At 69.6% G+C, this 19378-nt stretch carries 18 protein-coding genes; 3 read left to right on the forward strand and 15 right to left on the reverse strand.

Annotation, left to right across the window (positions count from 1 at the left end; translation table 11 throughout):
- Nucleotides 1–3: 3 nt before the first annotated feature.
- The gene (locus DS843_RS00820; RefSeq protein WP_149466998.1) at nucleotides 4–2175 is read right to left on the reverse strand and encodes a RelA/SpoT family protein; all 2172 of its coding nucleotides are present in this window, start codon (nucleotides 2173–2175) and stop codon (nucleotides 4–6) included.
- Nucleotides 2176–2286: 111 nt separating this feature from the next.
- Complete coding sequence (gene rpoZ / locus DS843_RS00825; RefSeq protein ID WP_149466999.1) at nucleotides 2287–2733, reverse strand: DNA-directed RNA polymerase subunit omega; 447 nt, start codon at nucleotides 2731–2733, stop codon at nucleotides 2287–2289.
- Nucleotides 2734–3031: 298 nt separating this feature from the next.
- Here rpoZ and DS843_RS00830 point away from each other — a divergent pair, with 298 nt between their 5' ends.
- Nucleotides 3032–3619: a LabA-like NYN domain-containing protein gene (locus DS843_RS00830; RefSeq protein ID WP_149467000.1), complete on the forward strand. Its 588-nt coding sequence runs from the start codon at nucleotides 3032–3034 to the stop codon at nucleotides 3617–3619.
- A gap of 58 nt (nucleotides 3620–3677) precedes the next feature.
- On the opposite strand, the gene DS843_RS00835 is transcribed toward DS843_RS00830, so the two are convergent.
- Nucleotides 3678–4685, reverse strand: coding sequence for an esterase-like activity of phytase family protein (locus tag DS843_RS00835; protein WP_286191865.1), 1008 nt, complete (start codon nucleotides 4683–4685; stop codon nucleotides 3678–3680).
- Nucleotides 4686–4943: 258 nt separating this feature from the next.
- Between DS843_RS00835 and DS843_RS00840 the strand changes: the two genes are divergently transcribed.
- A complete protein-coding gene (locus DS843_RS00840; RefSeq protein ID WP_149467002.1) occupies nucleotides 4944–5636 on the forward strand; it encodes a sensor histidine kinase in 693 nt (230 codons plus the stop codon).
- Between the two features lie 10 nt (nucleotides 5637–5646).
- Here DS843_RS00840 and DS843_RS00845 read toward each other — a convergent pair whose 3' ends face one another.
- The 12 genes from DS843_RS00845 to DS843_RS00900 all read right to left on the reverse strand — a co-directional run bounded on the left by DS843_RS00845 (nucleotide 5647) and on the right by DS843_RS00900 (nucleotide 18219).
- Complete coding sequence (locus DS843_RS00845; RefSeq protein ID WP_149467003.1) at nucleotides 5647–6051, reverse strand: NifB/NifX family molybdenum-iron cluster-binding protein; 405 nt, start codon at nucleotides 6049–6051, stop codon at nucleotides 5647–5649.
- Between the two features lie 94 nt (nucleotides 6052–6145).
- Nucleotides 6146–6685, reverse strand: coding sequence for a MarR family transcriptional regulator (locus DS843_RS00850; RefSeq protein WP_149467004.1), 540 nt, complete (start codon nucleotides 6683–6685; stop codon nucleotides 6146–6148).
- A 150-nt stretch (nucleotides 6686–6835) separates the two neighbouring features.
- Entirely contained in the window at nucleotides 6836–7684 is an 849-nt protein-coding gene (locus DS843_RS00855) for a DUF2076 domain-containing protein (protein ID WP_149467005.1), read from the reverse strand.
- 93 nt (nucleotides 7685–7777) lie between these two features.
- A complete protein-coding gene (lon, locus tag DS843_RS00860) occupies nucleotides 7778–10180 on the reverse strand; it encodes an endopeptidase La (RefSeq protein ID WP_167525154.1) in 2403 nt (800 codons plus the stop codon).
- A gap of 11 nt (nucleotides 10181–10191) precedes the next feature.
- Nucleotides 10192–10599, reverse strand: coding sequence for an Hsp20/alpha crystallin family protein (locus DS843_RS00865; RefSeq protein WP_149467007.1), 408 nt, complete (start codon nucleotides 10597–10599; stop codon nucleotides 10192–10194).
- Nucleotides 10600–10632: 33 nt separating this feature from the next.
- Nucleotides 10633–10827, reverse strand: coding sequence for a DUF2934 domain-containing protein (locus tag DS843_RS00870; protein ID WP_149467008.1), 195 nt, complete (start codon nucleotides 10825–10827; stop codon nucleotides 10633–10635).
- A gap of 154 nt (nucleotides 10828–10981) precedes the next feature.
- Nucleotides 10982–11218, reverse strand: a complete 237-nt coding sequence (locus DS843_RS00875; RefSeq protein ID WP_149467009.1) for a hypothetical protein — start codon at nucleotides 11216–11218, stop codon at nucleotides 10982–10984.
- 79 nt (nucleotides 11219–11297) lie between these two features.
- Nucleotides 11298–12122: a universal stress protein gene (locus DS843_RS00880; RefSeq protein ID WP_149467010.1), complete on the reverse strand. Its 825-nt coding sequence runs from the start codon at nucleotides 12120–12122 to the stop codon at nucleotides 11298–11300.
- Nucleotides 12123–12252: 130 nt separating this feature from the next.
- A complete protein-coding gene (locus tag DS843_RS00885; protein WP_167525155.1) occupies nucleotides 12253–14088 on the reverse strand; it encodes an autotransporter domain-containing protein in 1836 nt (611 codons plus the stop codon).
- A gap of 214 nt (nucleotides 14089–14302) precedes the next feature.
- A complete protein-coding gene (locus tag DS843_RS00890) occupies nucleotides 14303–14878 on the reverse strand; it encodes a cytochrome b (RefSeq protein WP_149467012.1) in 576 nt (191 codons plus the stop codon).
- Nucleotides 14879–15083: 205 nt separating this feature from the next.
- Nucleotides 15084–17057 carry a PP2C family protein-serine/threonine phosphatase gene (locus tag DS843_RS00895; RefSeq protein WP_149467013.1) on the reverse strand — a complete coding sequence of 658 codons (1974 nt, stop codon included), beginning with the start codon at nucleotides 17055–17057 and terminating at the stop codon, nucleotides 15084–15086.
- A gap of 157 nt (nucleotides 17058–17214) precedes the next feature.
- A complete protein-coding gene (locus DS843_RS00900) occupies nucleotides 17215–18219 on the reverse strand; it encodes a zinc metalloprotease HtpX (protein WP_149467014.1) in 1005 nt (334 codons plus the stop codon).
- A 250-nt stretch (nucleotides 18220–18469) separates the two neighbouring features.
- Here DS843_RS00900 and DS843_RS00905 point away from each other — a divergent pair, with 250 nt between their 5' ends.
- The gene (locus DS843_RS00905; RefSeq protein ID WP_149467015.1) at nucleotides 18470–19378 is read left to right on the forward strand and encodes a DnaJ C-terminal domain-containing protein; all 909 of its coding nucleotides are present in this window, start codon (nucleotides 18470–18472) and stop codon (nucleotides 19376–19378) included.

The following is a 19378-nucleotide window of genomic DNA, read 5'->3' on the forward strand; positions in this document are numbered from 1 at the left end:
GCGTCACCGCCCCCGCGCCCGCTCCACCGCGTTGATGGCGGGGGTGGCGCGCAGGGCCGCCATGATGTTGGTCAGATGCTTGGCGTCCTTCACGTCGATGTCGATCAGCAGCTCGAAGAAGTCGGTGTTGCGGCTGGTGATCTTCAGGTTCGTGATGTTGCCGCCGTTCTTGCCGATGACCGTGGACAGCGTGCCGAGCGATCCCGGCTCGTTGTTGACCACCAGCGAAATGCGCCCGACATGCTCCTCCGGGCTGTCCGGCCCGATGTCCCAGGCGACGTCGATCCAGCGTTCCGGCGACTCGTGGAAGCTCTCCAGCGTCTCGCAGTCGATGGTGTGGATGGTCACGCCCTTGCCGGTGGTGACGATGCCGACGATGCGGTCGCCCGGCAGCGGGTGGCAGCAACGGGCGTAATGGACCGCCATGCCGGGGATCAGGCCGCGGATCGGCAGCGGCGCGTTGTTGCCCTTCGCCTTCGGCTTGGGCTTCGGCACCGTGATGAGGTTCTTGTCGTCGCCTTCCTTCGGAGTCGCCACCTGCGGCTTATGGCCGGGGAAGACGGCGTGGAAGACCTCGCGGCCCGAATGCAGGCCGGAGCCGACGCTGGCCAGCAGGTCGTCGGCGCTCGGCTGCTGGAAGATCTTGATGACGCCTTCCAGCGCCTTTTCGGAGAACTCGTAACCTTCCGACTTGAACTGGCGCTGCAGGATGGCGCGGCCCAGTTCGATGTATTGGGTGCGCTGCTGCGTGCGCAGGAACTTGCGGATGCGCGCCCGCGCCTTGCCGGTGACGACGAAGCGCTCCCAGCCCGGTACCGGGGACTGGGCTTTCGAGGTGATGATGTCGACCTGATCGCCGTTCTGGAGCTGCGTGCGCAGCGGCAGCATCCGCCCGTTGATCTTGGCGCCGACGCAATGGTCGCCGACCTCCGAATGGACGGCGTAGGCGAAGTCCACCGGAGTCGCCCCGCGCGGCAGCGCGATCAGGTCGCCCTTCGGCGTGAAGCAGAACACCTGATCCTGGAACAGCTCCAGCTTGGTGTGCTCCAGGAACTCCTCGGGCTTCTGGGCGTGTTCCAGGATGTCCAGAAGCTCGCGCAGCCAGCGGTACTCGCGCCCCTGCTGGGTTCGCTGTTCCCCCTGCTTGTAGGCCCAGTGGGCGGCGACGCCGAGTTCGCAGATCTCGTGCATGTCGCGGGTGCGGATCTGCACCTCGATCCGGTTGCGCTCCGGGCCGATGACGCCGGTGTGCAGCGACCGGTAGCCGTTGGGCTTGGGGGTCGAGATGTAGTCCTTGAAGCGCCCCGGCACGACCGGGTAATGGGCATGGATCACGCCCAGCGCCTGATAGCATTCGGGCACCGTCTCCACCATGATCCGGAAGGCCATGATGTCGGAGAGCTGCTCGAAGCTGACGTTCTTGCGCTGGAGCTTGCGCCAGATCGAATAGGCGGTCTTCTCGCGCCCGGTGACCGCGGCGTCGGGAAGCCCCTCCTCCGCCAGCGTGCTGCGCAGTTCCTGGATGATCCGCTGGACGCGGTTCTCCCCTTCGGAACGCAGGCGGGAAAGCTGGGCCAGGATGCTGTCGCGGGCGTCCGGATTCAGCTCCGCGAAGGAGAGATCCTCCAGCTCGTCCTTGACCTGATGCATGCCGATGCGTTCGGCGAGCGGCGCGTAGATCTCGATCGTTTCGCGGGCGATGCGCTTGCGCTTGTCCGGATTCTTCAGGTGGAACAGCGTGCGCATGTTGTGCAGCCGGTCGGCCAGCTTGACCAGAAGGACGCGGATGTCCTCCGACATGGCCAGCACCAGCTTGCGGAAATTCTCGGCCTGCTTGGCCTGCTCGCTGTGCAGTTCCAGGCGCGACAGCTTGGTCACGCCGTCGACCAGCCGGGCGATCTCCTTGCCGAAATGTTTTTCGATGTCCTCCAGCGTCGCGACCGTGTCTTCGACCGTGTCGTGAAGCAGCGCCGTCGCGATGGTCCCGGCGTCCAACTTGAGCTGGGTCAGGATGCCGGCGACTTCCAGCGGGTGGAGGAAATAGGGATCGCCCGAGGCGCGCGTCTGCGAGCCGTGCGCCTTCATGGAAAAGACGTAGGCGCGGTTGAGCAACTCCTCGTCCGCCGAGGGGTCGTACGCCTTGACGCGCTCGACAAGCTCATATTGCCGGATCATGCCACCCGACCCGGCGCAGCGTGCGCCATGAAGTTTCGAAAACGGTTGTTTCGTAGACGGAAAGGGGGCCTGCCGGCCCCCGACCCCGACCCCGGTCGCGGAAGGTCAGCGTCAGAGATCCCCGTCGGCATCGCGACCGACGACGTCGTCTTCGGTCATGCCGAAGGCAGCGGCCGGGTCGCTCTCCATGTCGGACAGCAGGTCGTCGCCTTCGCCGACCTCCTCCGCCTCGCTCATCCCGTCCTCGTCCTCCAGCGACGTGTCGCCGCGGGCGGCCCAGTCGTGCTCGCCGGCCATCAGCTCGACGATCTCCTCTTCCGGCTCGTCCGGTTCGACATGCTTCTGGTGGCCCTTGATCAGGGCGTTCTTCAGATGCTCCAGCAGCACCGTCTCATCGGCGATCTCGCGCAGGGCAACGACGGGATTCTTGTCGTTGTCGCGGTCGATCGACAGCGGGGCACCGGACGCGATCTCACGCGCGCGCTGGGCCGCCATCATCACCAGTTCAAACCGGTTCGGAACCTTGAGGACGCAATCTTCGACGGTTACGCGGGCCATACCAAACCAACTCCGGGATCTACGAAGGCAACCGAATATATTGATGCGTTCGCGCCTGCGCAAGCGCTTCGAGCCTGGGCCGGACGCGCCCGCCTTACCCCGCCCGCGGCCGCCCGGCACCTGCGCTCCCCCTTGCTCGCGCGTAGATGAATCCCTACTTTACTTATCTGGTGAATCGCAATTTCGCGTATGCCTGACATATAATTCAATCCATCGTGGAAGGATTACGGAGTTGGATCGGAATACGACTTTGCCCAAAGATGTTACAAAGCTGTTTTACAAGGAAGAGCGGCTGGCGATGTTCATCGACGGCGCCAATTTGTACGCAGCCGCCCGGTCGCTGGGCTTCGATATCGACTACAAGCGTCTTCGCGACGGTTTCGCCTCCGAAGGACGGCTGGTGCGCGCCTTCTATTACACCGCGCTGGTCGAGGATCAGGAATATTCGCCGATCCGTCCGCTGGTCGACTGGCTGGACTACAACGGTTACACCATGGTGACCAAGCCGACCAAGGAGTTCACGGACGCCTCGGGCCGGCGCAAGATCAAGGGCAACATGGACATAGAGCTGGCCATCGACGTGATGGAGATGGCGGAGCGGGTGGACCACATCCTGCTGTTCTCCGGCGACGGCGACTTCCGCCGGCTGGTGGAGGCGGTGCAGCGCAAGGGCGTGCGCGTCAGCGTCATAAGCACCGTGCGCTCCCAGCCGCCGATGGTCGCGGACGAGCTGCGCCGTCAGGCCGACAACTTCATCGAGCTTCAGGACCTCGCCCCCAGCATCGCGCGCGTCCATCATCACCGCGACCCGATGGCGAACACCGGCGGTCCCGCCGGTACGACGGAGATGCCCAGTCAGGGCGGGATGTACGGCAGCAATTTCTGACCGCCTTCTTCTGGCCGCCTTCTTCCGGCCGTCTTCCTACCGCGGGGCGCGCGTCCGGTCAGCGCCCCGCGACGGTCGCCTTCAGCGCCCCGGCCGGAATCGCGAACATCATCAGATAGGTCCGCTGGAGCGGGCTGCGGTTGTCGTCGGAAACGATGTAGACCAGCGTGTCACCGTCCGCCCCGGGACGCACCGCCATTCCCTCGAAATTGTCGACCCGCAGCGGCGGTTCCAGCCGCGCCAGTTCGACACCGTCCATCGTGGCGCCGCCGCGCAGAGACTCCGCCGGCACATGAACGATGCGCGCACCCCAGCCGCCCAACAGCGTCACCCGCCGTTCCAGCACCAGAACGCCGCCGTCCGGTAGGGCCGCCGCCGCCGTGGGGCGGAAGCGCGGCGCCGACCGATAGGTCAGGGGCTGCCAATCGGCACGGGTCTTCAGGTCGGCGGAAGCGATCCAGACGCGGCGTTCCCGCACGCCGTCGTCGTCTCCCTCCTCGATGGCCAGGATGCGCCCGTCCGGCAGCACGGCCAGCGCCTCGACTCCGCCGTTTGACGAGGCGTTCTCCAACCCCGGCGGAGTGGGAAGCCGCTGCGGCGTTCCCTCCGGCCGGTTGGTGCCGCCATAGCGCAGGATGCGGTGGTTGCGCTCGAACGGGACCAGCCAGCCGCCGTCGGGCAGGCGGGCGAGGTCTTCCGAGTCGTTGCGCCGTCCCCGGTAATCCGGGTCCTTGTCGATGGGAAGGGGGCGGACGGCGTAGTCCCCCGCGCCGGCCAGTTGCCCTTGCGCGTCATAGGTCAGCCGTCCCGTCACGCTCTTGCCGTTGTCGGCGACGGCGACGAAGCGGTCGCCCGAGTCGCTGACCCAGAGGCCGGACAAGCCCCCGACACCGGCCCCGTCGGGCAGATGCAGCGCACCGCGGAACCGCAGGGCACCGACCTCCGCCGGGGCGGGGCGATCCGGGGTCAGCGCGACCGGAATGGAGGAGGCGGACGGCCCGTCATTGCCGGCCACCGCGGCGCAGCCGCCGGCCACCGCCAGCAGGGCGCAAAGGGGAATTGCCAAGGATCTCAAACGCATGGCGCCAATCAAGCACGGCGGGGCTCCCAGGGGAACGCTTTTTCCGGCGTGCCCCTCCTGCCCCGCATCCTGCCTCTTCCCACTGAGGGCTCATAGGCCCTGCCCCTCCGTCCGAACGTGAACGAACGAAGTGGATATGCGCAGCGGGTTACTTCCTCAGAACCAATCCGGGAGTGGGTTCAAGCGCATAAATTGTTCTGTACCTAAGTAAAACATTGCCCCGCCTCAGCCGAGAATCGCGTGATGCTCAATCCCCTCCGGTTCCAGCCGGTCGCCCTGCCTGCTGATCGCCCCGCCACCGGTCCGGGGGCGCCGGAGGACCCAGTCTCGGAACGCATCCGGGAACTGGAGGCCGAACTGCGCGAGCTTCAGCACCGGGCCAAGAACAGCCTTCAGCTCGTCATCAGCCTGCTGAAGCTGCAGACGGGCCGCATTCGCGACCCGGACGCCCGCGCCGCCTACGAACAGACCCTGGTCCGCATCGAGGCTCTGGCGATCCTCTACCGCCAGCTCCACGAATCGGGCACCGGCACCCATGTGAATCTGGGCCGCTACATCGAGGCCCTGGCCGACGCGGTGAAGCACGGCACGCCCGGCGGTCTCGCCAACGTGCCCATCGAGGTGAAGAGCGATCCCATCCAGATCGGCCTGTACGAGGCGATGCCGCTGGGCCTCATCACCGCCGAACTCATCACCAACAGCCTGCACCACGCCTATCCGGAGCAGGGCTGGATTCGCGTGTCGGTGACGCAGGAGAACAATGGGCGCGCCCGCCTGATCGTGGAGGACAACGGGCGCGCCCTGCCCGCCGGCTTCGACACGACGGCGGAGGACGGGCTGATGCTGGCGGAAGCTCTGGCCGCCCAGTTGGGCGACACGCTGAACACGGACAGCGACGCCGCCGGCACGACGGCCAGCGTGTCCTTTCCGGTCTAGACGCGCCGCCTCAGGCCGGGGCCTTGTGGCACTCGTGAGGCGCCTCGTCCGGTCCCTGGTCGTGGTGCTCGTGCGGGTGCTCGGGCAGCGGGGCCGCCTTGACGGTGCCGGCGAACCAGTCGCGGATCGCCTGCACCGGGTCGGTCTCGAGCGTGGTCACCGGTTCGATGCCGCGACGCTTCATGTGGTTGATGAAGCCCTGGCCGGAGGCACCGGTGATGACCACCCGCACCTCGTCGATGGGATGCGGGCGCCCGTCGCCGGCGAGATGGAGCACCTCGTCCTCCGCCAGCTCGATCCGCTTCACCTCGACGGGGTCGCTGCCCGCGTCGGCCTCGAAGACCAGGAACCGGCGGGTGCGGCCGCCGTGGGTGGCGATGCTGCGGAAATCCTGGGTGCCGACGGCGAACTTCATCCCACACACTCCCTGAAGGCTCAGCCCCTGACGGTTCAGCGGAGCCAGGGTGGCACGGACTACCGCCGCGCACACTGAGGGAGGTCAATGCGCGTTACAGGATTTCCGTTTCGTCGGAGCGGATGACGTCCGTCCACTTGCGCTCCAGCCGGCGCAGCGTGCGGTAGGTGACCTCGAAATCCTGGCTGTCGCCGTCGGTGCGGATCAGCCCTTCGGAATGGACCGACGCCATGTGGCGCAGCCGCTCGCACAGCTCCAGCCCTTTCGCCGACAGCTTCAGCCGGGCCGCCCGCTTGTCCCGCGGCGAGGCGGAGCGGTCGACATAGCCGCTGTCCACCAGTTGCTTCAGGTTGTAGGAGGCGTTGGAGCCGAGGTAATAGCCACGCTCGATCAGGTCGCGCACGCTGATTTCCCCGTTGGAGATGTTCAGCAGCATCATGACCTGCACCGGGCTGATGTCGTCGATGCTGATGCGGGCCAGTTCGATTCGCAGAACGTCGAGGAAGCGGCGGTGCATCCGTTCGATGATGCGCGCCACCTCATGATACATCTGGGTGGCGGACGCCTTGTCCTTGCGCTCGCTGTCCTTGGGCGCGGCGTCTTCGGTCGGCTGGGGCTGGACGAGCGTCGTCATGGGCCTCGGTTCTGCGTGGGGGCGGGGGAGTCGTAGCCTTCCTTACCCGACGCACCGTAGGGACCTAACTGTTTAATTTATATTAACTGTGATGACGGGCCGAGGGCGCGCCGGGCCGGTTCGACGGCTTCGCGCGCCCTCGGCGATCGGTCAGATCCAGCTTTCGTCGCTGCCGCCGCCGTCATCGAAGAACGAATCGTCGCTCTGGTAATCGACGGTCTGGAGGTTGCTGTCCTCCGGCGGGAAACCCTGGTCCGCGGCGGCGTGGTCGGCCCCGGCCCCGGCCCCGGCCCCGGCCCCGGCATCCTCGTGGCTGGCCGTCTGCGCAGCGTCGCCGCCGCCGAACGGCCCCGACGAATTGCCGAGCAGCGAGGAGATGGCGCTGGCGGCCAGCACGCCGCCGGCCACGCCGGCCGCGGTCTGGGCAGCACCCCTCAAAAACCCGCCGCCGCGCGGCGCGTTGGCCTGCGGCCCGAAGCCGGGTTGCGGCGGATAGCCGGGCTGACCAACTCCGGGTTGCCCGACTCCGGGTTGCCCGACTCCGGGCCGGCCAAGTCCGGGTTGCGGCGCGGCCCCCCACGGGCTGCGCGACGGGCCGGCGGGCGGCTGCATCGGGTTGTACGCCGGACCCTGAGGGCTTCCCTGGGGAACCGGAGCGGGAGGCTGCTCCGCCGGGCGGTTCCCTCCGCCGATCCAAGGGCTGCGCCCCAGCGCGTTGGACAGGAAGCTGCCGCCCCCGCCGGAGGGCTGCTGCTGGGTCTGCTGGGCGCGGGCCTGCGCCTCCTTCACCTGCCGCTCCAGATCCTCGATGCGCTGCTGGGCGGCGGTCAGCGCCTGCTGCTGCACCAGAACGGCCTGCGCCATGTAGTAGGGGGCGGCGGGCTGGCCCTGGATCATCTGCTGGATGAAGCGCTCGGCCTCCGGGTCGCGGGGCTGGGATTCCGCCTCGCGCAGATGCGTGAAGAGATCGGAAAGGAGGGTGCGTTCCTCGGGCATCATGGTGGTCGTCTCCTGTGCGCGCTCCCTGCGGGCGCGCCCAACATGTGGCTCACCCCACCCCCGCTGCGCAAGAGGCGCGCTCCTTCGAATCCATCATCCGGCCTTGCGCTCCGCCGCCGGGGCGGCCTCCGGGACCAGGGCGGCACGGACGGCGTCGTCCACCCGCTCCAGCCAGACGAAGCTCAGCCGCTCGCGCACCGCCGCGGGGATGTCGTCGAAATCCTTGCGGTTGCGGGCGGGCAGCATGACCGTCTTCAACCCGGCGCGCTGGGCCGCCACCACCTTCTCCCGGATGCCACCGACCGGCAGAACCAGCCCGCGCAGGCTGATCTCCCCGGTCATCGCCGTGTCGGAGCGGATGCAGCGCCCGGACAGGAGCGACACCAGAGCGGTGAAGATCGCCACCCCGGCGGACGGCCCGTCCTTCGGAATGGCGCCCGCCGGAACGTGGATGTGGATGTCGAACCGGTCCAGCCCCTCCGGGTCGAGGCCGAGGTCCTTCACCCGCGATTTGACGAGGCTCAGCGCCGCCTGCGCGCTTTCCTTCATCACCTCGCCCAACTGGCCGGTCAGGATCAGCCGGCCCGAGCCGGGGAAGCGGCTGGCCTCGATGAACAGGATGTCGCCGCCGACCGGCGTCCAGGCGAGGCCGGTCGCCACGCCCGGCACGCTGGTGCGCATCGCCACGTCGTTCTCGAACCGCGGAGGCCCCAGGATCGCCGTCAGGTCCGCCGGCTCCACCCGCAGCCGCTCCACCTCGCCCTCGGCGATGCGCACGGCGGCGTGGCGCCCGACCGCGCCGATCAGCCGTTCCAGATTGCGGTTCCCGGCCTCCCGCGTGTAGTCGCGGATGATCGTCCGCAGCGTGTCGTCGGGAAGGTCCAACTGGTCCGGCTTCAGCCCGTTGGCCACGCGCTGGCGCGCCATCAGGTAGCGCTTGGCGATCTCCAGCTTCTCGTCCTCGGTGTAGCCGGACAGCTCGATCACCTCCATGCGGTCGCGCAACGGGCCGGGGATGGTGTCCAGCATGTTGGCGGTGGCGATGAACATCACCTTCGACAGGTCGAAGGGCACGCCCAGGTAATGGTCGCGGAAGGTCGCGTTCTGCTCCGGGTCCAGAACCTCCAGCAGGGCGGCGGACGGGTCGCCGTGGAAGCCCTGGCCCAGCTTGTCCATCTCGTCCAGCATCAGCACGCAGTCACGCGTTCCGGCCTTGCGGATGGCCTGCACGATGTTGCCGGGCAGCGCCCCGACATAGGTGCGGCGGTGGCCGCGGATCTCGCTCTCGTCATGGACGCCGCCCAGCGAGACGCGGGCGAAGGCCCGCCCGGTCGCCCGCGCGATGCTCTGGCCGAGCGAGGTCTTGCCAACCCCCGGCGGCCCGACGAAGCACAGGATGGGGCTGCGCCCTTCCGGGTTCAGCTTGCGCACCGCCAGGAATTCCAGGATGCGGCGCTTGACCTTCTCCAGCCCGTAATGGTCCTCGTCCAGGATGCGGCGCGCCTCGGCGATGTCGATGCGCGATTCAGACCGGCGGTCCCACGGCATCTCGATCAGCCAGTCCAGATAGCTGCGGACCATCGAGTATTCCGCCGCCGCCTCCGGCATGCGTTCCAGCCGGCGCAGCTCCTTCTCGGCGTGCTCCCGCACGTCCGGCGGCATGCCGGCCTTGGCGATGGCGTCCTGAAGCTCCCCGATCTCGGCCTGACGGCCCTCGTCGGCCTCCCCCAATTCCTTCTGGATGGCGCGGAGCTGCTCGCGCAGCAGATACTCCCGCTGGCGCTCGTCCATCGCCTCGCGGGTGCGCTCGCGGAGGTCGCGGGACAGGCGCAGCACCTCGATCCGCCGAGCCAGCAGGCCGCCCACCTTGTCCAGCCGCTCCGGAAGCTCGACGGTCTCCAGCACCTCCTGCTTCTCGGCGGGCTTCAGGTCCATGTAGCTGGCGGTCATGTCGGCCAGTTCGCCGGGGCTTTCGATGGCCTGCACGGCGGCCAGAAGCTCCTGCGGCGCCTGGGGCAGCAGTTGCAGCGCCTCCACCGCCTCGTTCCGAAGGTTGAGGAAGCGGGCCATGACCTCCGGCGTGGCGGTGTCGCTCTCCTCCACCATCTCCACGCGGGCGGCCATGAAGGGATGGCCCGGCACCCATTCGACGATGCGGAATCTCTGCTGGCCCTGGCACACCAGATGGTGCGAACCATCGGGCGTGGTGACGTAGCGGAGAATGCTGGCGGTGGTCCCGACGCGGTGCATGTCGGCGCCGGTCGGCTCCTCCACCGCCTCGTCACGCTGGAGCAGGATGCCGACCGGGCGCTCGGTGCGGGCCGCCTCCTGAGCGGCGGCGACCGAGCGCGCCCGACCGACCGTCACCGGCAGCACCACCCCCGGAAACTGCACCAGATTCCGCACGGGGATCACCGGGATCACATCCTCCGGCAGCCCGGAGTCCGGCGGCGTCCGGGGATTGGGCGTGGCTTCGGCGGCGTGCTCGTCAGTCATTCGGGTGTCCTTCATCCCATCTTGTCGAGCGTCAGCACGAGGCAGCCCGCGGACAGCTCGCGCCGTCCCATGCGGAAAGCCCCGGCGGGCAGCTCGATCCGCCGCTCGAAGCGGCCATGGGGAATCTCAAGCCGGTGGATGATCCCGTCGCAGCCCAGCGGCAGCGTCCGCTCCCCGGCGACCACCAGAACGCCGTCCTCGATGGCGACGTGAAGCTGGTCGGCGCCGACGCCGGGAAGGGCCACCACCATGGTCACGGCGTCCTCCGTCTCGTAGACGTCGATGGGCGGAGTCCAGCAGGCGCGGCGGGGGCCGGGCGGGGCCGGGCGGAAGAACTGGCGGTGCAGCCGCTCGGCGCGGTCCAGAAGTTCGACGGCTTCCGACCACATGAAGGAAGCGGGATCGCGGCGGGGCGGCATGGGATCTCCTTGGAGCAACGGGCGTGGTGAACGTCAGATGCCGGCGCCGGAATCCGCGGGCGCGTGGGCAGGTGTGCCGCCGGTCTCGGGGGCGTTTTGCTTGGCCCGCTCCTCCTCCTCCTCAAGTTCGCGGCAAGCGCGATCCCAATGCTCGGCGCGGCGGCCTTCCGGGCGCCCTTCCCGCTCCCAGATCTCGTAGGCTCGGTGGCGGATGCGGTGCTCATCCATCGCGGCGTTCCCCCTCCTTTCCGCCCCGACAGCGGACACAGTCCATCTGGCCGCAAGAGCCGGGGCTCATTCGTCGCCTTAGCAACGGTGGGGAGTCGCAGGCGTTCCGCCGACCTTGCGGACATTCATCGGAAGTTCTGGCCGGTGGTTTTGATCACTCCGGCGGGTCCGGGCGGCCGACATCCTCGTCATGGCCGCTGCGGTTGCTGAGGAAGACCAGCGCCATCAAGCCGATGGCGACGGCGCTGGTCAGCACGGCCCCGCCGACGAGGGCGAGCAGGCCCGGCAGGCTGAGGCCGAACAGGTCGAACCCCGTCGCCGCCCAGGCGGCGAGAAGCGCCACGAGGACGAGGACGGGGCAGGCGATCAGGAACAGGCGGAGCCAGGGCATGCGCGCTCTCCAGCGGGGCCGGGTCAGCCTCTCTACATGGCCGCCCGGCAGCGCCGCGGAAAGCCCGCCGCTCCCGCCGTCAGTGCGACAGCAGCAGCGGCACCGGGCAGGTGCGCAGGACATGGCGCGTCCCGCCGCCCCGGTGCAGGAAGGGGAAGCCGTAATGGCCGTGCGCGCCCATCACCAGAAGGTCGGCCCCGGCGTCCGCGCTGCGGGCCAGAAGGGCGTCCATGGCGCCGATGTCCGAGACGGTGAAGTGCGTCTGCTCCGCTTTCACGCCGTGAAGCGCCAGATGGTCCAGCACCCCGATGCGTTGCGGCTCCGCCCCGCCGGACCCGGCAGCGTGGGTCAGCACGGTGATGACGGTCACCTCATCGGCGGTCTGAAGGAAGGGCATGGCGTCGGCCAGGGCGCGGGCGGCCTCGCGCTCGGCGTTCCAGGCGACGGCGACTCGCCTGCCGATCACCGGAACGCTGCCGGCGAAGGGCAGCACCAGCACCGGGCGGCCCGAATTCAGCACCACCTGCTCGTTCAGCTCCTCCGGCGCCACGCCGTCTCCGGCGGTCCGGTCGAACTGGCCCAGCACCGTCAGGTCGGCGAAGCGCGACCAGATGATGACCTCGCGGATGACGTGGTTGTGCTCGCCGTGGGTCAGGCCGTGCCACTGGCCCTGCAGGCCGGATGCCTGGAGCTTGTCGCGGAACATCGCCTCGCTGCGGGCGGCGGCCTGCTCCAGATGGTCGCTGGAACGGCGGGCGATGATGCTGGTGGCGCTGCGGTCCGGCTGGGCGAACAGGCCGCGCAGGAAGGCGCCGCTGCCCTTCGCCAGCGCGATGGCCGCGTCAAGGCGGGCTTCCACCTGGGGGCCGGAATCGAGATGCACGAGGATGTGCTTGTAGGCCATAGAGTTCCTCCCGTTCTTCTTCTTCGGACGGGCGTGCCGCCAGGGCTCCGCTCCGGCTCTGATTGTTCCTCTTGCGGCGGCGCAACGCCAGCAGGAAAAAGCCGTCCGGAAGGATGGTGGCGGCGCTCCGTCAGAAGCGCATCCGCAAGCGGGCGGTGAAGGCGTGGTTGTGGCCGTCCGCGCCGGAGAGTTCGCCGCGGTAGCCGACCGCGCCGCTGACCGACTGCCAGAGCTGGGCGGACAATCCGGCGCCGATCACCAGCGAATCGCGCGCGTCGCCCCCGGGGCTGACGCTGTTGGCGCCCCCGCCGGGCAGGCGGACGGTGACGGTGCGTGAATCCTCGGCGAACTGGTGTTCCCAGGCGATGCCCAGGCTGGGCTGAAGCACCGCCCGCCCGATCTCCACGATGGTGAAGGCTTCCGCACCCACGCTGCTCTCCAGCGACTCGGCGCTCTGCCGCTCGACCCCCAGCGACAGCAGCCCGGCGCCGCTCTCCTGATAGCCGTCGATGCGCGTGTGGATGTAGCGCAGGCCCAGCCGCGGCCCCAGCGCCACCGGCCCGAGCAGCGCCGTGTAGCCTCCGGCCACCGAGAAGGCGTAGGTGCGCCCGTCCGTCTCGGCGGACGCGGTGGGGAACGGGGCGAATCCCGTCGTCCGGTCGATGTCGCCGTAGCGGTCGAAGGACACGCTGCCCGCCACGGCCAGCAGGAAGCCCCGCGCCTCGGTCACCGCGTGCAGGCCGATGATGGTGCTGGTCATGTCCAGCGAGCCCGCCCCCTCGTCCAGCTTCGCGTGGCCGCGCGATCCGCCGACCGACAGTCCGACGCGGGAAGCCGGACCGACCGGCAGCTCCGCGCCCACGCCGCCCGACTGGGTGTTGAAACGGAAGCCCTGCCGCTCCGCCGTGCCGCCCAGACGGCCCCAGGAGGCGTCGCCGATCAGGAAGGCGGTCAGTTCCCCGGAGCCAAGCGGCGCCTCCACCCGCGTGGCGGCGGGGCCGGCGATGGAGCCGAGCAGGGCGCGGTGCCAGCTCCGCGTCGCCTCGAAGGCCAGTTCCGGCTGCATCGCCACCGTCTCCGCCGCGTCGTTCAGGGCCAGCAGGGCGCCCTGCATGTATTGCGCGATCAGCAGATGGGCGGCGCGGGTCGGGTGGATCTCGTCCCAATAGACGCTCTGGTCGGCCTGCGCCTCGGTCGCGCAGGCGCCGGTCGGGCTGTTGTCCGACAGGCAGGGCGTCAGGGTGTTGGTGAAGCCGTAGGCCGTCGGGTTGGCCGCCACCGCGCGGTACAGCGCGTTCACGTCCGCCACCACGACCGTGACCCCCAACCGCTGCTCCACGTCGGCCATGGCCTGCGCCAACAGCGTGTTGTGGGAGGCGGTGACCGCGTTCAGCAGGGCGGCGCGGTCGGAATTCCGGGTGTCCGGGACCGTGCCGAGGTCCGGCAGGTTCGGCACCAGGAAGGTCTTCCCGCCCAGCGCCGCCAGCCGCTCCACCGTTGTGACGATGTTGCCGACCGTCTGGTTGACGAGGCCGGAGGGGTCCGACCCGGCGGAGACGCGGTTGAAGTAGTCGTTGCCGCCCGCCCAGACCGCGAACAGCCCGCCGCCCGCTCCGCCGGGACGGCTGATCAGGAATTGCCCCACCTGCCCCTGGATGCCGGGAACGCCGGTCTGGGACAGGGTACCGGTCTCGGCGCCGCCGTAGGCGAAGTTGGTCTTCTGGTCGGGCTGGCCGCCGATCAGCGGGGCCAGCCGCTCCACCCAGACGGGGCCGTTGGAGAAGCGTCCGTCGTAATAGGGCGGGCTCTGCGGGATGCCGCCGCGCGTCAGCTCGTAGACGCGGCCCGTGTCGGACAGGCTGTCGCCGAAGACGAACACCCGGTCGAACGGCACCGCCCCGGCGGGTGCGGAGGCCATCAGCACGGCCCCCACCGCCAATCCCTTCATCGCTCTGACCGCTGCCATGATCCCTCCCCCGATGCGCATCGGGAAAACAGGGATGGGGCGCCGATCGGGGGGCGTTACCGCCATTGCGCCGGGAAGGGATGCCGCTTGTACGGGTTCATCCGACCATGGGGGACCCAGGCATGGGTCTGTCCCATGGAGGAGGCAGGACCTCATCACTCGGCGGGCGGCGCCCCTTGGCTTTCCGATGCGGACGCCGCCCGCTCCTTTCCTCTCAGCGTTTTACCCAAGGCAACATGCGGCTGAGGGTGCCGTCCTTCAGAACATATTGGTGGACCAGCGCCGCCACGGCGTGCAGCCCGGCGAGCAGGATGATCGCGGTGCCGAGAAGCTCGTGCAGCTTCTCCAGGACATCGCCGACGGCATGGCTTTCCCCGATCAGCGTCGGCACGGCGAACAGGCCGAAAACGGTCACGGGATGGCCGTGGGCCTGGGTCATCAGCACGCCGGCCAGCGGAACGGCGGCCATCAGGGCGTAGAGCGCCAGATGCCCGGCCTTCGCGGCCAGCAGAAGCAGCGGCGCGGTGCCGGCGGGCATGGGCGGCGGCGGGCTGACGGCGCGCCAGACCATGCGCAGCGCGACCAGAGCCAGCACCAGGACGCCGATCGACCGGTGAAGGTCCATCAGCGCGGTCCGCTCCGGCCCGCGGGGCACCAGCCCGCGCCCCTGGGCGATGGCGAAGGCCACGAGGATCAGCAGGGCGACGCTCCAATGCAGGAACATCGTGACCCCGTCGTGGCGGGTCTTCACGGGCGGCGGCGCGGCAACCTCGGTCAAGGTGTTGGACATCGGAAGTCCCCCTCATCGGCGAAACGGGCAAGTCCTGCCGATCCTGTCCGGGGGCGACTGAACCGAAGCTGAACGGCGGGACCCGGCACACAGATGGTGCGCGCGGGGCGGGTCCGCGTCATGGCCGCAAGGAGGCCCCGGCGTGGCAGCCGGGTCACCTCCATCAGGCTGGAACGTTACCGATGACCGAACCCGCCGCGGGGCATCACACCGCCGCTTCGGACTCCGGGGCCAGTTCGGCGGCGGGCAGCAGGCGGCGGACGGTCAGGCACACGATGTCGCCGGTCTGCCCGCCCGGCCCCACATGGGCCTCCACCGCGCGCAGGAGCAGTTCGGAGCGGTCGCGCGCCGACAGGCCGCGGCCCTGGTGCAGCATGGCCGCCAAACGCTCCTCCCCGAAAGGTTCGCGCGCGGCGTTCACCGCCCGCAAAACACCCTCGGTGCACAGGAACAGCGTGTCGTCCTGCTCCAGCCGGGTCACCGCCTCGCCATAGGGAACGCCCTTGCGCACGCCCAGCGCCGGGCCGCCCGCGTCGGCCAGCGCCAGAACGGTGCCGTCGGCCTGGATGCGGCAGGGGGCGCGGTTGCCGGCGCTGGAATGGCTGAGCATCCCGGTCTCCCGGTCGTAGAGCGCGACGAAGGCGGTGGCGAAGCCGTCGAAGGGGCTCTGCCCGCACAGCCGGTCGTTCGCCGCGGCCAGGATGGCGGCGGGGGTGATGCCGGAGCGGGCGGCCGCCTCGCGGATCGCGCCGCGCACCAGAAGCATCAGGAAGGCCGCCGGCACGCCGCAGCCGGACACACCGGCCACCACCAGCAGGCAATAGCGCTCGTCCAGCTCGATCACGTCGTAGAAGTCGCCGCTGACCGCCGGGCCGGGGACCAGAAGGCCGAAGAACTGGCTGTCGCGCCCGGCGGGAAGCTGCTGCGGCAGGAGGTTCGCCTGCACATCGCGGGCGGCGCGCTGCTCCTCCTCGATCAGGTTCTCGGCGGCGGTCAGCTTTTCGGTGCTGGTCTCCAGCTCCGCCGTGCGCATCAGGAGCTGGGCGTCGAGAGTCTCCTCGCGGTACGACGCCTCCAGCGCCATGCTGCGGAAGACGCGGGCGAGGCGGCCCATCTCGTCGTTGCGCTCCATCGCCTCGTTCAGGGTGAAGGGGTTGAAGCGTCCGGCCTCCACCGCGGCCACGGCCTCGCCCAGCCGCTCGATCGGCGCCATCTGGCTGCGGGCGAAGCGGACCGCGCCGTAAACGCCCAGCGCCAGGACCAGCGCCCCGATCAGCACACCGATCTTCACATGGCGCCCGACCACCGACGACAGGTCCTCCGCCGGCAGGCGCACCACCGCGATGCCCGCCCCTTGCCCGGCCACCGCCGGCACCGGGGCGAAGGCAGTCAAGCGGCCGCCCTCGTGCAGGACGCCCGTCTCGCCTGCCGCCGCGGCGGCCTTCGCCGCTTCCACGGCCTGCTCCGACAGGGGTCCGGCGCTGGGGCCGGTGGCGTGGGCGGCAAGACGCCCGTCGCGCTCCAGCAGCCACGCGCCCTCCACCGTGCCGCCGGCCAGCAGGGCGGCCATCAGCCCGTCCACGCCGGCCTTGCGGGCGATGTCGCCCAGCCTGCGCACGTCGGCGCCGACCTGGACGATGCGCGGCTTGTCCACGCCGGCCACGCCGGCGAATTTCATCAGCTTTCCGCCTTCGGTGGCGGCGTCGGTCACCACCTTCTCCGGCGCGCGGTTCAGCAGCCCGTAATAGGGAGCCTGGCGCGGCTGCGCCTTGGGGTCGGGGCCGAAGGTGATGTCGGGACCGGGAATGTTGTGCAGATAGGCGCGTCCGCGGTTGTCGGTGACCCAGATTTCGTCCGGACCGCCGCTCTCCGCCACGGACTTCAGCCGGTCGGTCACCGTCCTGATCGGCGCCTTGCCCGCTTCCATCACCGCGACGAGGTGGGCGGCGAGCGTCGCCTCCGACAGCAACCGGTCGCCCAGCAGCGCTTCCACGTCGCGCGGGACCTCGCGCGCCAGGGTCGCGTTGCGGGCCAGCAGGGTCGCCGCCATGCGGCCGTCCGCCTCCACCCGCGACTGGATCGCCGAATGGGTCGTCCAGGCCAGCAGCACCGTGACCGCCGCCACCGCCAGCGTCACCAGCCCGGAGATCAGCAGGATCAAACGCCCTTGAAAGGTCATGGAGGGGACCCGCCTTCTGTAGCCAACCGACCGCCGCGGGCCTCGCCTCCTGCCCAAAATCAGCTTGGGATGTGGAGGAGGTGCCCGATGGCGCCAGCCGGTTCTACCCAGCCGCGCACCCTGAGTCCAGGAGAGGCGGACGCCCGGCCCGTGACCTTCAGTACCAGTAGCCGCCGATCCGGTAGCGCGGGCGCCGCAGCGCCGCCGGCATGGCGAGGTGCGGCGGAGCGTGCAGGGCGTAGGCGTCCAGCCCCGGCAGGACCGGCGGCGGGGTGCGAAGCTGCATCAGGCGGCGCACCCGCTCCTCCGTTTCCGGGTGGGTGCGCAGCAGGGACGGGATGTTCTGGGCGCGGCGGCGGCCCGGAAAGCGCAGCCCCTCCCAGGGGCCGTGCTGAAGCCGCTCGATCCGGGCGAGCGCCGACGCCACGCCCTCCGGATCGCCGGTCAGGTGGGCGGCGTCCAGATCGGCGTCGAACTCCCGCGTCCGCGACAGGGCGAGTTGCAGCAGCACGCCGATCCAGGGTGCGGCGATAAGCAGCAGCACCAGAAGCCAGGGAACCCCCTCCTGCCGCATCATCAGCAGGGGCAGGTTGAGAATCAGCAAGGCCATGCCGAAGACGGACATCAGCCGCGTCAGGCTGGTCACCGTGTCGGCCAGCCCCATCACGGTCAGGTCGTTGTTGCGCACATGGCTGATCTCGTGCGCCAGAACGCCGGCCAGTTCGCGCAGGCTGAGAGCGCGCAAAAGCCCGTCGGTGACCGCGATGGCCGACTGGCGGCGGTTGCCCACGGCAAAGGCGTTCAGCGCCGGGCTGGTCACGTACCACAGCTCCGGCACCGCGGGCAACTCCGCCCGCCGGGCGATGGCGGCCAGCGCGTCGAACAGGACCGGGGCCTCCGCATGGGACAGGCGGCGGGCGCCGAACATGCCCAGCACCATCCGCGGCGACAGGCGCGGGCTGAACAGCAGGCTGATGCCGCCGCCCAGCAGCGCCCACAGCACCCCCTCCACCCCCGCCAGGATGAAGCCGCACAAGGCCAGAAGAAGCACCATGCCGCCGAGCAGGAGCAGGGAATGCAGGACGTTCGCGGTCTTGTGGCGCCGCCGCAACTCGGCGACCGCCCGGTCTGTGGGCATAAGGGACCGATGCGTGTGGGGCATCACGGGGCGCTTCCTCCCTCATCCTCTCCCTTCGGAAACACTCGACCGGAATCGATTCCGGCGGAACCAAGTCCGGCACGGCGATATATTGGTGCAGCCTCCCCCCTCGTCACCCCGACCGCAAGCACAGGCGCCGTGCGCGGAGCAGAAGGGAGGCCCTCTTGATTTGCCGGCGGGCGTTGAACACATACACGTCGAACGTGCTCAACCCTTTGCCGCTGGCCCCCGATTTCCGATTACGGTCATCGCCATGAGCAATCCTTACGAGATTTTAGGCGTTTCCCCTACCGCTTCCGACGACGAGATCCGGAAGGCCTACCGGAAGCTGGCCAAGAAGCATCACCCCGACCTCAACCCCGGAAAGGCGGAGGCGGAACAGCGCTTCAAGGACATCAGCGCGGCCTACAGCCTGCTGTCCGACCCGGACAAGCGCGCCCGTTTCGACCGCGGCGAAATCGACGCCTCCGGCCAGGAGCGGCCGCAGCGCCAATATTACCGCGACTTCGCCGAAGGCCCGGCGGGCGCCCGCTACGCCCATGCGGAAGGGTTCGCCTCAGACGATCTGGAGCACATCTTCGCCGACCTGTTCGGCGGACGCGGATTCGCCCGTGGCGGTGCCGTGCCCATGAAGGGCGGCAACCTCGGCATGGCGCTCACCGTGGATTTCCTGGCCGCGGCGAAGGGCGGCAAGCGCCGCGTCACCATGCCGGACGGGCGGACGCTGGACATCGACCTGCCCGCGGGACTGGAGGACGGCGGCACCATCCGCCTGAAGGGCCAGGGCCTGCCCGGAACCAACGGCGGGCCGCCCGGCGACGCGCTCGTCACCGTGACGGTCTCCCCCCACCCCTGGTTCCGGCGCGACGGGGACGACGTGCAGCTCGACCTGCCGGTGACGCTGGCCGAAGCGGTGCTGGGCGGCAAGGTGCGCGTCCCGACCATCGACGGGCCGGTGATGCTGACCGTTCCGAAGGGGGCGAACAACGGCACGCGCCTGCGGTTGAAGGGCAAGGGTCTTCCCGGAGCGAACGGGGCGCGCGGCGACCAGTATGTGACTCTGCGTATCGCCCTGCCCGACGCGCCCGACCCGGCGTTGGAAGCGTTCGTCCGGGAGTGGAAGACCGACCACAACCCCAGGCGGGACATGGAGGCCGCGTGA

The sequence above is a fragment of the Roseomonas genomospecies 6 genome (assembly GCF_008365375.1).
In the GTDB taxonomy this organism is placed as follows: Bacteria; Pseudomonadota; Alphaproteobacteria; order Azospirillales; family Azospirillaceae; genus Azospirillum.

Bases quoted from the DNA above. Each gene is read 5' to 3' on its own strand.
- DS843_RS00820 (WP_149466998.1), bottom strand. From the start codon at position 2,175: ATGATCCGGCAATATGAGCTTGTCGAGCGCGTCAAGGCGTACGACCCC.
- rpoZ (WP_149466999.1), bottom strand. From the start codon at position 2,733: ATGGCCCGCGTAACCGTCGAAGATTGCGTCCTCAAGGTTCCGAACCGG.
- DS843_RS00830 (WP_149467000.1), top strand. From the start codon at position 3,032: ATGTTCATCGACGGCGCCAATTTGTACGCAGCCGCCCGGTCGCTGGGC.
- DS843_RS00840 (WP_149467002.1), top strand. From the start codon at position 4,944: ATGCTCAATCCCCTCCGGTTCCAGCCGGTCGCCCTGCCTGCTGATCGC.
- DS843_RS00845 (WP_149467003.1), bottom strand. From the start codon at position 6,051: ATGAAGTTCGCCGTCGGCACCCAGGATTTCCGCAGCATCGCCACCCAC.
- DS843_RS00850 (WP_149467004.1), bottom strand. From the start codon at position 6,685: ATGACGACGCTCGTCCAGCCCCAGCCGACCGAAGACGCCGCGCCCAAG.
- DS843_RS00855 (WP_149467005.1), bottom strand. From the start codon at position 7,684: ATGATGCCCGAGGAACGCACCCTCCTTTCCGATCTCTTCACGCATCTG.
- lon (WP_167525154.1), bottom strand. From the start codon at position 10,180: ATGACTGACGAGCACGCCGCCGAAGCCACGCCCAATCCCCGGACGCCG.
- DS843_RS00865 (WP_149467007.1), bottom strand. From the start codon at position 10,599: ATGCCGCCCCGCCGCGATCCCGCTTCCTTCATGTGGTCGGAAGCCGTC.
- DS843_RS00870 (WP_149467008.1), bottom strand. From the start codon at position 10,827: ATGGATGAGCACCGCATCCGCCACCGAGCCTACGAGATCTGGGAGCGG.
- DS843_RS00875 (WP_149467009.1), bottom strand. From the start codon at position 11,218: ATGCCCTGGCTCCGCCTGTTCCTGATCGCCTGCCCCGTCCTCGTCCTC.
- DS843_RS00880 (WP_149467010.1), bottom strand. From the start codon at position 12,122: ATGGCCTACAAGCACATCCTCGTGCATCTCGATTCCGGCCCCCAGGTG.
- DS843_RS00885 (WP_167525155.1), bottom strand. From the start codon at position 14,088: ATGGCAGCGGTCAGAGCGATGAAGGGATTGGCGGTGGGGGCCGTGCTG.
- DS843_RS00890 (WP_149467012.1), bottom strand. From the start codon at position 14,878: ATGTCCAACACCTTGACCGAGGTTGCCGCGCCGCCGCCCGTGAAGACC.
- DS843_RS00895 (WP_149467013.1), bottom strand. From the start codon at position 17,057: ATGACCTTTCAAGGGCGTTTGATCCTGCTGATCTCCGGGCTGGTGACG.
- DS843_RS00900 (WP_149467014.1), bottom strand. From the start codon at position 18,219: ATGCCCCACACGCATCGGTCCCTTATGCCCACAGACCGGGCGGTCGCC.
- DS843_RS00905 (WP_149467015.1), top strand. From the start codon at position 18,470: ATGAGCAATCCTTACGAGATTTTAGGCGTTTCCCCTACCGCTTCCGAC.